Annotated in this window: 19 protein-coding genes; 13 read left to right on the top strand and 6 right to left on the bottom strand. The window is 35.6% G+C overall.

Annotation, left to right across the window (positions count from 1 at the left end; genetic code table 11):
* Positions 1–11: 11 nt before the first annotated feature.
* The gene (locus tag MHH42_RS20750) at positions 12–494 is read left to right on the top strand and encodes a GNAT family N-acetyltransferase (protein ID WP_000233394.1); all 483 of its coding nucleotides are present in this window, start codon (positions 12–14) and stop codon (positions 492–494) included.
* 99 nt (positions 495–593) lie between these two features.
* Positions 594–1,457: a LacI family DNA-binding transcriptional regulator gene (locus tag MHH42_RS20745; protein ID WP_000201332.1), complete on the top strand. Its 864-nt coding sequence runs from the start codon at positions 594–596 to the stop codon at positions 1,455–1,457.
* A gap of 23 nt (positions 1,458–1,480) precedes the next feature.
* Here MHH42_RS20745 and MHH42_RS20740 read toward each other — a convergent pair whose 3' ends face one another.
* Both MHH42_RS20740 and MHH42_RS20735 read right to left on the bottom strand, forming a co-directional pair.
* Positions 1,481–2,800 carry a Na+/H+ antiporter family protein gene (locus MHH42_RS20740; RefSeq protein WP_000994821.1) on the bottom strand — a complete coding sequence of 440 codons (1,320 nt, stop codon included), beginning with the start codon at positions 2,798–2,800 and terminating at the stop codon, positions 1,481–1,483.
* Positions 2,801–2,933: 133 nt separating this feature from the next.
* A complete protein-coding gene (locus tag MHH42_RS20735; RefSeq protein WP_016109065.1) occupies positions 2,934–3,932 on the bottom strand; it encodes an alpha/beta fold hydrolase in 999 nt (332 codons plus the stop codon).
* Positions 3,933–4,054: 122 nt separating this feature from the next.
* On the opposite strand from MHH42_RS20735, the gene MHH42_RS20730 reads away from it, so the two are divergent.
* Positions 4,055–4,531 carry a ribbon-helix-helix domain-containing protein gene (locus MHH42_RS20730; RefSeq protein WP_000151924.1) on the top strand — a complete coding sequence of 159 codons (477 nt, stop codon included), beginning with the start codon at positions 4,055–4,057 and terminating at the stop codon, positions 4,529–4,531.
* Between the two features lie 129 nt (positions 4,532–4,660).
* On the opposite strand, the gene MHH42_RS20725 is transcribed toward MHH42_RS20730, so the two are convergent.
* A complete protein-coding gene (locus tag MHH42_RS20725; RefSeq protein ID WP_016109064.1) occupies positions 4,661–6,250 on the bottom strand; it encodes a bifunctional metallophosphatase/5'-nucleotidase in 1,590 nt (529 codons plus the stop codon).
* 201 nt (positions 6,251–6,451) lie between these two features.
* Between MHH42_RS20725 and MHH42_RS20720 the strand changes: the two genes are divergently transcribed.
* The 3 genes from MHH42_RS20720 (at position 6,452) to MHH42_RS20710 (ending at position 8,257) form a co-directional block, all read left to right on the top strand.
* Positions 6,452–6,715: a YqkE family protein gene (locus MHH42_RS20720; protein ID WP_000727568.1), complete on the top strand. Its 264-nt coding sequence runs from the start codon at positions 6,452–6,454 to the stop codon at positions 6,713–6,715.
* A gap of 68 nt (positions 6,716–6,783) precedes the next feature.
* Positions 6,784–7,308, top strand: a complete 525-nt coding sequence (locus MHH42_RS20715) for a GrpB family protein (RefSeq protein WP_001227193.1) — start codon at positions 6,784–6,786, stop codon at positions 7,306–7,308.
* A 121-nt stretch (positions 7,309–7,429) separates the two neighbouring features.
* Complete coding sequence (locus tag MHH42_RS20710) at positions 7,430–8,257, top strand: aldo/keto reductase (protein WP_000547983.1); 828 nt, start codon at positions 7,430–7,432, stop codon at positions 8,255–8,257.
* A 65-nt stretch (positions 8,258–8,322) separates the two neighbouring features.
* Here the strand turns inward: MHH42_RS20710 and MHH42_RS20705 are convergent, their stop codons facing one another.
* Positions 8,323–9,237, bottom strand: a complete 915-nt coding sequence (locus tag MHH42_RS20705; RefSeq protein ID WP_000747220.1) for an aldo/keto reductase — start codon at positions 9,235–9,237, stop codon at positions 8,323–8,325.
* 53 nt (positions 9,238–9,290) lie between these two features.
* Complete coding sequence (gene mciZ / locus MHH42_RS20700; RefSeq protein ID WP_000870289.1) at positions 9,291–9,419, bottom strand: Z-ring formation inhibitor MciZ; 129 nt, start codon at positions 9,417–9,419, stop codon at positions 9,291–9,293.
* A 74-nt stretch (positions 9,420–9,493) separates the two neighbouring features.
* Here mciZ and MHH42_RS20695 point away from each other — a divergent pair, with 74 nt between their 5' ends.
* Entirely contained in the window at positions 9,494–10,033 is a 540-nt protein-coding gene (locus MHH42_RS20695) for an NUDIX domain-containing protein (RefSeq protein WP_000067046.1), read from the top strand.
* 25 nt (positions 10,034–10,058) lie between these two features.
* On the opposite strand, the gene MHH42_RS20690 is transcribed toward MHH42_RS20695, so the two are convergent.
* Complete coding sequence (locus MHH42_RS20690) at positions 10,059–10,610, bottom strand: GNAT family N-acetyltransferase (RefSeq protein WP_000803486.1); 552 nt, start codon at positions 10,608–10,610, stop codon at positions 10,059–10,061.
* 126 nt (positions 10,611–10,736) lie between these two features.
* Here MHH42_RS20690 and spoIIM point away from each other — a divergent pair, with 126 nt between their 5' ends.
* The 6 genes from spoIIM (at position 10,737) to deoB (ending at position 15,598) form a co-directional block, all read left to right on the top strand.
* Positions 10,737–11,384, top strand: a complete 648-nt coding sequence (spoIIM, locus tag MHH42_RS20685; protein ID WP_000269108.1) for a stage II sporulation protein M — start codon at positions 10,737–10,739, stop codon at positions 11,382–11,384.
* A gap of 106 nt (positions 11,385–11,490) precedes the next feature.
* Entirely contained in the window at positions 11,491–11,946 is a 456-nt protein-coding gene (fur, locus tag MHH42_RS20680) for a ferric iron uptake transcriptional regulator (protein WP_000392657.1), read from the top strand.
* Positions 11,947–12,049: 103 nt separating this feature from the next.
* A complete protein-coding gene (locus MHH42_RS20675) occupies positions 12,050–12,280 on the top strand; it encodes a YqzK family protein (protein WP_001250432.1) in 231 nt (76 codons plus the stop codon).
* Between the two features lie 6 nt (positions 12,281–12,286).
* The gene (gene xerD, locus MHH42_RS20670; protein WP_000390076.1) at positions 12,287–13,177 is read left to right on the top strand and encodes a site-specific tyrosine recombinase XerD; all 891 of its coding nucleotides are present in this window, start codon (positions 12,287–12,289) and stop codon (positions 13,175–13,177) included.
* A gap of 143 nt (positions 13,178–13,320) precedes the next feature.
* Positions 13,321–14,049: a FixH family protein gene (locus MHH42_RS20665; RefSeq protein WP_016109062.1), complete on the top strand. Its 729-nt coding sequence runs from the start codon at positions 13,321–13,323 to the stop codon at positions 14,047–14,049.
* A gap of 364 nt (positions 14,050–14,413) precedes the next feature.
* The gene (gene deoB, locus MHH42_RS20660) at positions 14,414–15,598 is read left to right on the top strand and encodes a phosphopentomutase (protein WP_001046072.1); all 1,185 of its coding nucleotides are present in this window, start codon (positions 14,414–14,416) and stop codon (positions 15,596–15,598) included.
* Positions 15,599–15,607: the final 9 nt, after the last annotated feature.

Raw genomic sequence — 15,607 nt, 5'->3', positions numbered from 1 at the left:
AGAAATAGGAAATGGTGCATATAAAAAAAATTACATCAACAATGAAAGAAAAAATCCGAATGTTCATGTGTGAAAACTGGGGGAGCTCATTGATGGTTTCGCGTGGTAAGGGGCATCAGTTAGAAGAGCTACCAGGATTTGTTGCGTTTTTAGATGACAGAATAATCGGAATTATAACGTATGAAGTGACTGGGAATTTGTGTGAAATTGTATCGTTAGATAGTTTTGAAGAAAGGAAGGGGATCGGGACGAAGCTTGTGGATTGCGTATTGCAAGTTGCTCAAGAAGCACAGTGCCAAGGAGTTTGGCTCATTACAACAAATGATAATATGAACGCGTTACGCTTTTATCAAAAACGTAATTTCATGATGACAAATTTATATGTAAATGCAGTAGAAGAGGCGCGAAAAATAAAGCAAGAAATTCCGCGCATTGGATATGATAATATCCCGATTTTACATGAAATTCAGATGGAGTATCGTTTATTGAAATGATGTAACAATTTTCAGAAATATAAGTTATTAATCTTGACGAATACTGTAATTTAAGTTACCTTAAAATTGTAATCTATTACCATATTAAGGGGTGACGATGTGGCAACTATACGTGATGTTGCAAAATTGGCAGGTGTTTCAGTCGCAACCGTTTCACGAGTTATTAATGAAAAAGGATACGTTCATGACGAAACAGTAAAACAAGTAAAGGAAGCAATTGAGGAATTACGTTATAGGCCAAACAGTGCAGCAAAGCCATTATTTAAAGAGAATTCAACAATCATTGCATTACTTGTAGAGAATTTATGTAACCCATTAAACATCACTTTGCTACATTGTATTGAGGAAATAGCATATAAAGAAGGCTATCAAATAATCGTTTGTAATATAGAGAATAAAGATAGATACATACATATGTTGAAGCAAAATAACGTTGCAGGTGTTATTTTGACAAAATCAGTTTTTAAAAGTCTAGGGAAAATCGAATTCCCATTTGTTGTGATGGAGGAAAAACAACCTCTTACAAATCATTATGAAAGTGGACAGAGGGCTGTTTCTTTATTAAAAGAGAAAGCATGTCACTTTCTTGCTTATTTCGGTGAGGGGGAAGAAAGTGAAGAAATGGAAGAGCGTATATCAGGATTTTTAGACGCTGTTTGGGATGAAGGGATCTCTTATCGAGAAGCATGTGTACAAAGGTATACGAATAAACAGTTTATTACATTATTGCAAACTCATCCGTATATAGATGGAATTGTAGCTTCAAGTGATAAGGTTGCTACCGAGTTAATTCGAGCAGCCAAATTTCTAAATATACATATACCAGAAAAATTAAAAATTATTGGACCGAATGGGAGTATCGAGAGTGAATGGATAGGTCCATCACTACCAGCAATTGAAAATTACGTCGAAGAAGAAGCGAAAATAGCTTTTCAACAATTAAAAGGGAAAATGAAAAAGTAAAAGGTGCGTTTTATACGCACCTTTTACAATGTAATTGCGGCAATAAAGCCAAATATAAGTAACGGTATATTATAATGCAGAAAAGTCGGTACACATGTATCCCATATATGATGGTGTTGACCGTCAGCGTTTAAACCTGATGTTGGTCCAAGTGTACTATCAGATGCTGGAGATCCTGCATCACCTAGCGCTCCTGCTGTACCGATAATTGCAATTGTAGCCATTGGACTAAATCCAAGCTGAATGCAAAGGGGTACAAAAATTGTTGTTAAGATAGGAATGGTTGAAAAGGATGAACCAATTCCCATCGTAACGAGAAGTCCGATAACGAGCATAAGAAATGCAGCAAGCGGTTTGTTATTTCCGATGAAATGTGCACTCGTTTGCACAAGTGATTCAACATGTCCTGTTTTTCGAAGAACAGCGCCAAATCCAGCGGCAGAAATCATAACAAATCCGATAAAGGACATCATACGCATTCCACTTGTTAATATTGCATCTGCTTCTTTAAGGGGGAGACTACCACTAATTGATAAGACAATAATCCCCGCTAAGGCACCGAAAATCATTGATTCTGTTGCTAATTGAACAGTTAATGTAGCTGTGATAGATAATAATCCGAAAGTGATGCTTCGCTTTGTATAGGGAACGATTTCACTTTCGGCGGTATGAATTTGTTCTGTTTCATATGTACGAGGTTTTCGGTACGTAATGAATACCGCTACACATAATCCGATAATCATTCCGATTGCTGGAATAGTCATCGCTTTTGGGATAAGCGCGACATCAAATGTAAGGCCGCTTTGGGCAGCATTTGTTTGCAATACGTCATGATAAATTTTTCCGAATCCTGCAGGGATCCACATATAAGGTGTAATTAACCCGAATGTAATAATACATGTGACAAGTCTACGATCTACTTTCAGCTCGTTTAATACTTTTAAAAGTGCAGGAATTAAGATTGGGATGAAAGCGATATGAACAGGGATAACATTTTGTGAGAAACAAGCCATTGTTAAAATGATGAATAAAATCAGTATTTTAGAATAAACTTGTTTTTTTGTGTCTTGTTCGTTGCCAATCCATTTTAATGCGGTTTGAATCATGGCATCTGGAAGTCCTGTTTTAGAAAGAGAAATAGCGAAACCGCCAAGCATTGCATAGCTTAATGCGATAGGGGCACTGTTTCCAAGACCAGTTGTAAAAGTGTTAATTGTTTCTGAAATACCGAGTCCGCCGATAAGTCCGCCTGTTAGAGCTCCAATAATAATGGCGACAATGACTTGGACACGTAACAAACTAAGCAATAGCATGACTGCTACTGCGACGAGTACAGCGTTCATAATAGATATAATCTCCCTAATTTTTATTCTGTTAAGGCAAGTGAATATGAAGCAGTTTGCTATATTTATACATAATACTTGCGACATATTATTATAAAATGTTTTCTATGAAATGTAAAAGAGCCTTTTGTATTTAATGATGAAAAGATAGCTCTTGTTTGATGGATTGTAAAGAATTAGCAAATAGTTCTGGTTCTTCTAGATCAGGAGAATGTGCTGAATTTGGAAACCAAATCATTTTCTTTATGGGTGCTTCAATAACATCACAATATTCTTGAACGAGTGCATACGGAGTTTGATAATCATAGCGACCAGAACAAAAATATACCGGAATAGATAAACTTGAAATAGACGAAAAGAAATCGATTGTCAGCATTTCTTCCCATAAAACGCCAGATTTTAAATTTCCTGCGAGAAACTTGAACCAATCTAATAGCGTATACTCAGGAGAAAAGAAACCTTTTCGTATGAAAGAAAAGGAAGATCCGTTTTGGATTGCGCCTCCAAATGTGCCAAGCCACTTTCTTTGAATAATAAGACGTCTCGTATCTAAAAATGGTGGTTTGCCTAATTTTAAAAGGGAAGCTAATGCTTTTTTATGATCATGTTTTTTGGCAGAATGAATTAAATGTTGATATAGCAATTCTTCATTTTGTTTCATATGTACAATTTGCCCTATACCGATGTAAGCCTCGATATATTTTGGATATTGATGTGCTATGTTAAGCCCAATAATACTTCCCCAAGAATGACCACCGAGAAATAGTTTTTGTTTGTTGAACCTTTTAAGTACATATTGAATCACTTCTTTTGCATCGGAAACGAATTGTTCGATTGTGAAATTTGCTCCGAAATCTTTCATTGAAAAGGATTTACCTGCCCCGCGTTGATCCCAATTAATAACGATAAAGTGCTTCTCTAATTCTTTTTGGAAATGGCGAATAAATCCGATTTGTGCCATGCCAGGTCCGCCGTGACAGCATAATAAAATAGGCTGTTCTATGTTTTGACCACGCATGAGGAGGAATTGTTTTCGGTTGTTAATCATAACGCTTTCCATCGTAGCAATACTATTAGGAATGAGTTGTTTATTTTCATTATAGAACTGTGGGGTACAGCTACGAAAAAGCATATTGAAAACCTCCTTTTCTGAAATCGTATGAATCGCACAGGCTATTTATTTTGCATATACTGTTAGAAAATCATTGTAACATACCATGCTAGTGTCATTTCAACATGGGAGGAGGGGAAATTGTGACGATTGGAGAAATTATAGATTGTTTAAATAGGCGTGAATCCATCGCTATTATAGCAAAGCGCCTTGAAATAAGTCCGTATACATTATCGAAGAAATTAAGGTGGATTGGATACGAGTATGATGGAGAACGGAAGAAACGTATTTTTGTAGGAGATGGAGAAGAACCACGTCACTTACAACTCCAAGAAGCGACCGCCCTTCAATATGCGAAAACAGATTATCAAGTATTAATTTATGAGCAATTACAAAGCATTTATGAATTATTAAGAAAGAGAGAAGAAGTAAGTGCACCAATTATGAGTAAAAGTACAGAAAAAAAGAAACGTACCTTCTCTATTAATAAAGAAATATTAGCAAGATTAGACATCATATCAGAATCAAAAGGGATTCAAAAATCTAAACTTGTAGAAGAGGCATTACAACAATTTTTACAGCAATATGACTTTAACAACACATCACATTTTGATAATTGAAGAAAAGGATACTGTGTTCATTATAAGAACGAGTATCCTTTTCTTTGTTTCATGTATATTACGGCTAGAATAAAGGATAAGTGCATATCCTTTGCAATGAAAAGTACAGAGTGCGTATTTCGAGCGTACTTAATTTATTTTTTGAATTCTACCATCAATAGTTGGTTGAATTGGCTCTTTTACTTGTTTTACATAATCAACTAGTGCTTCAAAGTCATTTGGACCAGTCTCTGCATTTTTACCATTTTTAAATGATACGAATCCATCACCACCAGAAGCTAAGAAAGCATTTGCAACTACGCTATACGTTTTAGATGGAGATAATTCTTCTCCATTTGTTAAGCGTATATTCGTAACCTTTTCACCGTTTGGTTTGCTTGCATCCCAAGTATATTGAATACCTGAAATTTGCAGCATTCTCGTTGTTCCTTTTTGCCATTGTTGATTTAAAATATCACGAATATCTTGACCTGTTAAATCTGCTTTAATCAACTGATTTCCAAAAGGTTGAATGCCGTACAATTCGCCCCATGTAATATCACCAGCGTCTAAGTCGTTACGAATCCCACCAGGATTCATAAGTGCGATTTGAGTTTGCATCGTTTGGCGCTGTGCATCGGCAACTAAATTTCCAAGTGTAGATTCACCAGCATCGTTTTGTTTACGGTCAATAGGTGCTGTAGATTTTCCGACTACTTCATTTACAAGAGGTGCGATTTTTTCTTTATATTGATCTAACTTTTGTTTTACTTGTTTATCAGGTTCGACACCTTCATGGTATGTTGTAACAACTTCAGCTTTTTTCTTTACGATATCTTTTGTTTTACGGTCAATTGTTACATCTACGTCTGAGAAAGCCATCCCGTAAGAGTTCGCTTGTACGATAAGTTTATTATTAACAGTACCATTTACATACGTATGACTATGCCCACCGAAAATAACATCAACTTCTGGATCAGCTTCATTTGCAATTCGGTTAAGGTCGCCATTTGTTATACCAGATTCATCTGTCGTTCCGCCAACATGTGCAAGGACGACGATAGATTTAACACCGAGACGCTTTAATTGTTGCGTTGATTTATTAATCGCTTCCACTTCGTCAGTAATCTGTACATTTTTAAGCATAGTAGGCATAACGACATTTGGTGTATCAGTTGTAACGACACCAATGAATCCTACAGGAACACCATCTACCATTTTTACAGTAAATGGTGGTAAGAATAAGCGACCAGTTGATTTGTTATAGAAGTTTGCAGCGACATAAGGGAAGTTTGCTCCTTTGAAATTCCCTGTTTTTTCGTGGTAACCACCGTAAATGAGTCGTTTCATTTCATCGATGCCTTCATCAAATTCATGGTTTCCGATTGTACCTACATCAAATTTTAAGTCGTTTAAAAATTCAATCGTTGGTTCGTCTTGTAACAATGCTGAAACTGGTGGACTAGCTCCGACAATATCGCCAGCATGTACGAGAAGTGTATTAGTGTTTTGTTTTTTACGTTCTTTTAAATAAGTGGCTAAGTAATCAGCGCCACCAGCTTCTTTATTATTAATTTTTTTAACAGTATCTAGTTGTCCATGGAAATCATTAATGCCAAGCATTTGTACGTCTATGTAACGGTTTTGTTCGGCTGGAGTCTGAGATGGGGGAGCGGCGAATACACTTGAAAAAGTAATGGTGCTTAAAACTGCGACAGCGGGAATAATTTTTTTCCACATAATTCATTTCTCCTTTTTTTATAATCTGACATCATACGACATAATTTTAATAGATTCATAGGATTATATCTATATAAAAATTTAGTTTTTTTAAAAAATTAACAAATTTACAAATAATGAATAATAGAGTAATGAACCTTTTTTATTGTCGATTTCAGCATGTATCCTCTATAATGGAGAAAAAAGTAAAAGGTGAGCGGTATGAAGAAAAAGAAACAAAGGCAAGTGCAAAGACAATCTCAAATGAACCAACCGAAGAAAGAATCACTTACATTAGGTGATCAATTAAATGATTCACTCATGCAACAATTAAAAAATAAGAAAAAAGAGTTACAAGTGAGAGAAGAGAAAAAAGAGGCAGCAGAACTGGAAAGAAAGCGTCAAGAGCAAAAAGAACGTGAAAAGAATAAATCATTTGAAGAACTGTTAAGTGAAAGTAATCTTACTTGGAAAGACTTTAAATAATAACGAAAATGATCAGTGTATATCGCTGGTCATTTTTTTGACGAGCTTGTAAGAAAAGGGGAGTTAAAATGAGAAAAATTGTAGTCGTACCATATGAAAATCATTGGATTGAAAAATTTCAAATGGAAGCCGAAAGATTGAAGTCTGTGCTGCCAGAAACAGTGGAGATTCATCATATTGGCAGTACATCAGTGCCAGGACTAGCAGCTAAACCTATTATCGATATGATTATGGAGGTAGAAAGTATCGATCGTGTAGATCGTTGGAATGAAAGATTTAAAGAGCTTGGTTACATCGTAAAAGGAGAAAATGGTATTTCAAGACGCCGTTATTTTATTCATGGAACGGAGGAAAAACGCTCGTATCACTTACACGTGTTTGAAAAAGGAAATCCTGAGATAGTAAGGCATTTAGCGTTTCGTGATTATATGATGGCGCATTGTGAAGAAGCAAAGGCGTATGCAGTTTTAAAGAGAGAACTAGCCGAAAAATATACATATGATGGCACGTTATATACGGAAGGGAAAAACGAGTTTGTACGTAATATTGATGAAAAAGCAAAAGAATGGAGAAAAGGAAACGTAAATAATTGAGTTCGTATTTTTAGTGTATAAAATTATTATGTCAACTATACGTATATTTTGACTTTTTGGATGAATCTTGTTGAAATAAAGTAGTGGTTTATAAAATGTAACAATGAAAGGGAGAACGACTGTGCATATTCCAACAACTACACTTCATAATGGCGTGAAAATGCCGATGATTGGTCTAGGCGTCTATAAAGCGAAAGAAGGCGACGAAGTAAAGCAAGCAGTAAAAACAGCGTTAGAAGTTGGATACCGTTCGATTGATACAGCAGCTGTATATGAAAATGAAAGCGGTGTCGGTGAGGCAGTTCGTGAATCAGGAATTCCGAGAGAAGACATATTTATTACAACAAAAGTTTGGAACGACGATCAAGGATACGAGGAGACACTCGAAGCATTTGAAAACAGCTTAAAGAAATTACAGATGGACTATGTAGATTTATATTTAATCCACTGGCCAATTAGAGGGAAGTATATTGAAACGTACCGAGCTTTAGAAAAATTGTATGAAGAAGGTAAAGTACGCGCGATTGGTGTTTCTAATTTTCATAAACATCATTTAGAACTGTTATTACCAAATTGTAAAGTGAAGCCTATGGTAAACCAAGTGGAACTTCACCCCATGTTAACACAATTTGAATTGCGTAATTTCTGTGAAGGCGAGCAAATTCAAATGGAAGCGTGGAGTCCGTTAATGAGGGGCGGCGAAGTATTCGAGCACCCAATTATTCAGGGGATTGCTAACAAATACGAAAAAACACCCGCACAAGTTATATTACGATGGGATATTCAAAGTGGGATAGTAACGATTCCTAAATCTGTGACACCATCTCGTATTCAGGAGAATTTTACTATCTTTGATTTCTCATTAACTGAAGAAGAGATGAATCAAATTAATACGTTAAATCGCAATTTACATGTAGGAACGAATCCGGACAAATATGATACGTTATAAAAAAGACTGCCTCCTAATGTTTAATGTTGGGGGCAGTCATCTGTTTTTATCAGTAAATCGATATTTTAACGGTGCAAGGCATATGAATCATGCTTAACGATTTTTTGAAGTTGTATATATTCTTCTTTTGTTACAGGTAACTGTTGGCAAGCGTGTACATTTATCTGTAATTGTTGAATAGAGCTTGCACCAGGTATAACAGCTGCAACAGTTTCGTTATGTAAGCAATAGTGAATAGCTGTTCCTGTTAAAGATTTTTCTCCGATAACTTCTTTTACACTCCCGAGTGTAGTGTTTAATTCATCGTAAGAATAAGAGAGATAGTCCTTTTCTTTTACTCTTTCTATCTTTCTTGCATTGTTGTCAGTTAAAATCCCTTTCGCAAGTGGTCCGCGGGCAATGACACTAATTTGGTGTTCATTAAGAAGTGGGAACCATTCTTCTGGACGACGATTTAAAAGGCTATATTCCATTAGTACACTAACGATATTTGAGCGTTTTGCATACTCACGGATGACATTTGGACGTATAGAAGAAATACCGTAATGGCGAATAATACCTTCTTTTTTCAATTCTTCAAAAGCTTCAATAGTTTCATCTATCGGATCTTCCAGCGTTCCGCCATGAAGTTGATAAAGGTCAATATAATCAGTTTGAAGTCTACGTAAACTTTCTTTTACTTCGGCTTTTATGTAGGCTTTAGAAGGGTCCCAAGCCCAGCCGTTTTTTTCTTCTGTCCATCGATTTCCAACCTTTGTTGTAAGAACAATTTGGTCTCGTTTTCCCTTCAATGCTTTTCCAACAAATTCTTCGTTTAATCCATAATCATATAAATCCGCTGTGTCAAAAAAATTGATTCCTAAATCGATTGCTTCATCGATAATGCGCATAGCTTCTGTTTCAGATGTGCCGAGAGACATACAGCCAAGTCCCATTTCTGTCACAAATAAATCTGAGTTTCCTAATTGACGTTTTTTCATAAGTCAACCTCCTTTCCTTTATTGTACGAAAGGGAAAAGAGGTTGACAAACGTTTACTTTTTATTCGCTGTAATCCACTCTTGTACGGTTGTATACTCTTTGCCATATTGTTTTAGTTTATGGCGAATTTGCCATGCTTTGCCGACTAACGTGATGCGATTTGGTAAAATATAAACTTTCATTTCTATCACGCTCCTTTCAATGTGGTAAAATGTATGAAGAAAGAATAGGAAATAGAACAGGGAGATGAAATAGTATGAGTAATCTTGCAGAGAGAACGGTAAAAACTGAGCCGATTTTTGATGGTAGAGTTATAAAAGTTCGTGTTGATGATGTAGTATTACCAAATGGAGAAATGAGTAAACGTGAAATCGTAAATCACCCTGGTGCAGTTGCTATTATTGCTATTACTGATGAGGGGAAAATTGTGCTTGTTGAGCAGTACCGTAAAGCGCTTGAGAAGGCGATTATTGAAATTCCTGCTGGGAAATTAGAACCTGGGGAAAAGCCAGAGGTGACAGCAGTTCGTGAATTAGAAGAAGAAACAGGATATGTATGTGAAAATATGGAGCTCATTACTTCTTTCTATACATCTCCAGGATTTGCAGATGAAATTTTATATGTATATAAAGCGACAGGTTTGACAAAAAAAGAAAATAAAGCAGCTTTAGATGAAGATGAGTTTGTGGAATTAATGGAAGTATCATTAGAAGAAGCGATTGATCTTATGAAAGACCTTCGTATCCATGATGCGAAGACGATGTTCGCTGTGCAATATTTACAATTACAAAAATAAAACACTCGCCAAAGGCGAGTGTTTTTTAATTGATTTTTGCATATACACGTGCATCACGTAAGCTACCATCTGGCGCAAGGAAATCATTTTCCATTGTACCTTCTAGAATAAATTCTAAACGTTCTGCTAAGTTACATGCATTGGCATTTGTTGCATCAGTACGAATTTCAATCCTTCTAGCACCTAGCTTATCAAAGGCAAATTGAATGGCACCTTTAACAGCTTCAGTCATATAGCCTTGTTTTGTATAAGCACTATGGAGCCAAAAATGAAGTGAAAACTTTGGAATATCCCAGTTTTCAGGCTTGAGCGTAATAGCTCCGATGAATGTACCGGATACTTTATCGTATAAGTGAAAATCAAGTGTTTCACGAAGTAAAAACTGCCCGTGAGCGTTACGAACGATTTCTTCAGCACTCTCTTCTGTTTCAGCGTCAATTGGCATCCATGGTACTAAGTCTTCTAGAGAAGCTTGGATTGCTTCATATACTTCTGCACCATCACCTGGAAACGGCTTGCGAACTTGTAAGCGTTCAGTTTGAAATAATGTTGGAAAATCTAATAATAATGGTTTCAAGAGAAATCCCTCCTATTCTCTACTTTTTAGTTTAGCAAAGTAGAGCGGAATTTCAATGTTAATTCGTCATACTTTTTTTCTTTCTTTCATACATTTTTAGTAAGAGTGTGAACGGAGGGAAGAAAAATGTGGCGAAAAACTTGGCAAAACCGCGTAATGTCTCACATACAGGAAAACTCTTCATTATATATATTTAATGCTGTTTTATTATTGATGGGAGTAATATTTGGAGCTATTCTTGTGAATAGTTTACAAATGAATCAAAAGCAAGATTTATCATTTTATTTACAACGTTTTTTTGGACAAGTTTCTAAAGGAGAATTTGCTATTGCAGGCGAAATGTTTCGAGAAAGTTACTTTTCGCAATTAAAATATATCGGCTTTATTTGGATTTTAGGGATTTCAATTATTGGGTTGCCCCTCATTTTTATTTTATTATTTGTAAAAGGAGTAGTTGTTGGATTTACAGTAGGTTTTTTAGTAAGCCAGCACGGATGGAATGGATTATTATTAGCATTTGTATCTGTATTGCCGCAAAATTTAATTATCATTCCAGTCTTTCTCGTTATGACAACAATTGCTGCAAGCTTTTCCTTACGTATGATTAGGCATCAGTTTATTAGGAAAATAACCGAGCCACTATTACCATTATTAATTCGTTATACATGCTTCTTTCTAGTGATCGGAGTGGTGTTAGCTCTTGCTTCTAGCGTTGAAGCATATGCATCACCAGTTTTAATGAAAGAAGTTGTTGAGGCTATTAACAAAAAATAAATATTTTTTGAGAATAATTATCAATTTGTTTTTATTGTTTTTCTTTTGACAGAAGCCCTTCTTCTGATATAATGGTGTAAGAGTGGCGAGGAGGGAGTAGTACCGAATGGAAGAAAGAATTGAACGAATTAAGAAGCAATTACATGCAGCGAGCTATAAATTAACACCGCAACGTGAAGCAACAGTTCGTGTGCTGCTAGAAAATGAAGAAGATCATTTAAGCGCAGAAGATGTTTACCTCCTTGTAAAAGAAAAGTCGCCAGAGATCGGATTAGCAACCGTCTATCGAACTTTAGAGTTATTATCTGAGTTAAAAGTTGTCGATAAGATTAACTTCGGAGACGGTGTTTCACGCTATGACTTACGCCAAGAAGGTGCGCAGCGTTTCCACCATCATTTGATTTGTACACAATGTGGTGCTGTACAAGAAATACAAGAAGATTTACTTGGTGAAGTGGAAAGGAAAGTAGAACGAGATTGGAGCTTTAAGGTGAAAGATCATCGTTTAACATTCCATGGGATTTGTAAAAACTGTCAAGAAAATGAAACGGATGAAAAATAACCTTTTCCTATTTATCTAGGAAGAGGTTTTTTATTTGAATAAGGTATAAATTGGTGAAAGCTTGGCATATGTTGTAATAACTTATATTTTGGAGGAATTTACAATGCGCCGAGCTTTAAAATTAACTTTTGATGGAATAAAAGTATTTTTATTATTTACAAGTTGTACGATTTTGTTTTATTTCGCTATACTATGGATAAATGAAGAATACGAAAGCTATCATCGTTATGAAAAGCCAAAAGAAGAGACTGTAGAAAAAGTATCAGGGAATGAAGAACCGGCAAAGGATGCTTTCGTAAATAGAATGATGTTTTTCTATGAAAATGGGGAGTAGTGTAGATTGGAAGATCAATTAAAAGATTTTATTCATTATATGATTGTCGAAAAGGGATTAGCGAAAAATACAGTAGTATCTTATGAACGTGATTTAAAAAGCTATGTAAAGTATTTGCAAAATGTAGAACAGATGAAAACCTTTCATGAAGTGACACGTTTGCATATTGTTAACTTTTTGCAGTATTTAAAAGAAAACGGAAAATCTTCGAAAACATTAGCACGTCATATTGCATCAATTCGTTCATTTCACCAATTTTTACTTCGTGAAAGAGCGGTAGAGCACGACCCATCAGTACATATCGAAACGCCGCAAGGAGAACGAAAGTTACCAAAAGTATTATCAATCGATGAAGTAGAGGCGTTACTGCAGACACCAAAAATGACAAGTGCTTTTGGGATTCGTGATAAGGCAATGCTAGAGTTATTGTATGCAACAGGACTTCGTGTTTCAGAATTAATTGCTTTAAATTTAGAAGATGTACATTTAACGATGGGATTTGTTCGCTGCATTGGGAAAGGGAATAAAGAAAGAATTATTCCATTAGGAAGTTTAGCGACAGAAGCGATTCAAAAGTACATTGAAAAAGGAAGAAGAGAATTGATGGGTAAAAAAGTAGTAGATGCACTATTTTTAAACCATCACGGTAATCGATTATCAAGGCAAGGTTTTTGGAAAATATTAAAACGATTAGCGAAAGAAGCGAATATTGAAAAAGAACTTACACCTCATACGTTACGTCATTCTTTTGCTACGCATTTATTAGAAAATGGGGCAGATTTACGTGCTGTACAAGAAATGCTTGGACATGCAGATATTTCAACGACGCAAATTTATACGCACGTTTCAAAAGCTAGATTAAAAGATGTATATAAACAGTTTCATCCGAGAGCATAGTTACTATGCTCTTTTTTCATAGATTAAGAAGAGTAAGCCGTTTCACAGAAACTTCACAAACATTTCGTATATTGTTTTCAGCAGAAGACTGGAATATTACAATGTATTTCCTCTATACTAAATAAAGTATAAAGGAGGAAATGATGATGAAAAAACTGATTATAACTTTATTTATCGCGATGCTAGCGTTGGCTGGCTGTAATACAAACAAAGAAGAACCGAAAAAAGAACAGAAACTTGAAGCTGTAAAAGTAGCAGTCCAAACAAATCCGAAAGAAATTAAACCAGGTGAAAAAACAGAAGTACAAGCACTTGTTACACAAGGAAAAGAAAAAGTAACAGATGCTGATGACGTAAAGTTTGAAATTTGGAAAACTGGTGACGAAAAACACGAGATGTTAAATGGTAAGCATAAAGGAAAAGGTGTTTATGCAGTAGAGAAAACATTCGAAACGGATGGCGTATATCATATTATCGCTCATACAAATGCACGTGAAATGCATGTAATGCCAGAAGTAAAAGTCGCTGTAGGAAACGCAAAAGTAGAAGATGCGAAAAAAGAAGAGGCACATGGTGATCATAAAAGTGACACAATGATTCATCTTATGGCTGGTGACATAAAAGCAAATGCTGAATCAACGATGAAAGTTCATTTAAAGCAAAAAGAAGAAGCGTTAACTGGTGCTGAAGTGCAACTTGAGATTTGGAAAGATGGCGTTGAAAAGCACGAATTTATTCCAGCAAAAGAAGGGAATAAAGGAGAGTATGAAAGTAAACATACTTTCAAAGAAAACGGTGCTTACAAAGTGAAAGTACATGTAAGAAAAGGCGAACTGCATGAACATAAAGAAGAAACAGTAGAAGTAAAATAAAAAGTAGCTCTTTAGAGCTGCTTTTTATTTTTATATGAAGAAATAAATCATAAAATAATTAGCACTTCTTCGCCGAATGGATTACAATAGAAGTGTGAATAAAATAAGAAATTCTACGAAAATGTATTAAAAAGAAAGCGTAAACATGTTATGATATCAATATCAGATGTCTGACATCTGACTTAGAAAAAACTAGAAATGTTTTTGAGTCGTTTCAAGTAAAACGAAATAGGTTAGAGAATGATTTAAAGAAGTACTGTTTGACAATGAGAAGGAAAGAGAATTCTTATGAATAACAGTTTCACTTTATAGCGTTTTGAACATACTACAAGAAGTAGAACTGAACTTATAGGAGGTCGCAGTTATGAATAAATATAAACGTATATTCCTAGTCGTAATGGACTCTGTAGGAATCGGTGAAGCACCAGATGCTGAACAATTTGGTGATCTAGGTTCTGACACAATTGGTCACATTGCTGAACATATGAATGGATTACAAATGCCAAACATGGTGAAATTAGGTCTTGGTAACATTCGTGAAATGAAAGGTATTTCTAAAGTAGAGAAACCACTTGGATATTACACAAAGATGCAAGAAAAATCTACTGGTAAAGATACAATGACAGGACACTGGGAAATCATGGGCCTTTACATTGATACACCATTCCAAGTGTTCCCTGAAGGATTCCCGAAAGAATTACTTGATGAATTAGAAGAAAAAACAGGCCGTAAAATTATCGGTAATAAGCCAGCTTCTGGAACTGAGATTCTTGATGAACTTGGTCAAGAGCAAATGGAAACAGGCTCTTTAATTGTTTACACTTCTGCAGATAGCGTACTACAAATTGCAGCACACGAAGAAGTAGTACCACTTGATGAGTTATATGAAATTTGCAAAATTGCACGTGAATTAACACTAGATGAGAAGTACATGGTAGGTCGTGTTATCGCTCGTCCATTCGTTGGAGAACCAGGGAAATTCACACGTACACCAAATCGTCATGACTATGCATTAAAGCCATTTGGTCGCACAGTAATGAATGAATTAAAAGATAGCGATTATGATGTTATTGCTATCGGTAAAATCTCTGATATTTATGATGGTGAAGGGGTAACGGAATCACTTCGTACGAAGTCTAATATGGATGGAATGGATAAGCTTGTAGATACATTAAACATGGACTTTACAGGTCTTAGCTTCTTAAACTTAGTTGACTTTGATGCATTATTTGGTCACCGCCGTGATCCACAAGGATATGGAGAAGCACTGCAAGAATATGATGCACGTCTTCCAGAAGTATTCGAAAAACTAAAAGAAGATGATTTATTATTAATTACAGCAGACCATGGTAATGATCCAGTACATCCTGGTACTGATCATACACGTGAATATGTACCGTTATTAGCATATAGCCCAAGCATGAAAGAAGGCGGACAAGAATTACCACTTCGTCAAACATTTGCTGATATTGGTGCAACTGTAGCAGAAAACTTCGGTGTGAAAATGCCAGAATACGGAACAAGCTTCTTAAACGAGCTAAAGAAATAGGGGGATAAA

This window comes from Bacillus sp. FSL L8-0099 (genome assembly GCF_038006385.1).
Classification (GTDB): Bacteria; Bacillota; Bacilli; order Bacillales; family Bacillaceae_G; genus Bacillus_A; species Bacillus_A toyonensis.
The sequence above is the reverse complement of the archived record's forward strand: the minus strand, read 5'-3'. Positions and strand labels throughout refer to the sequence as shown.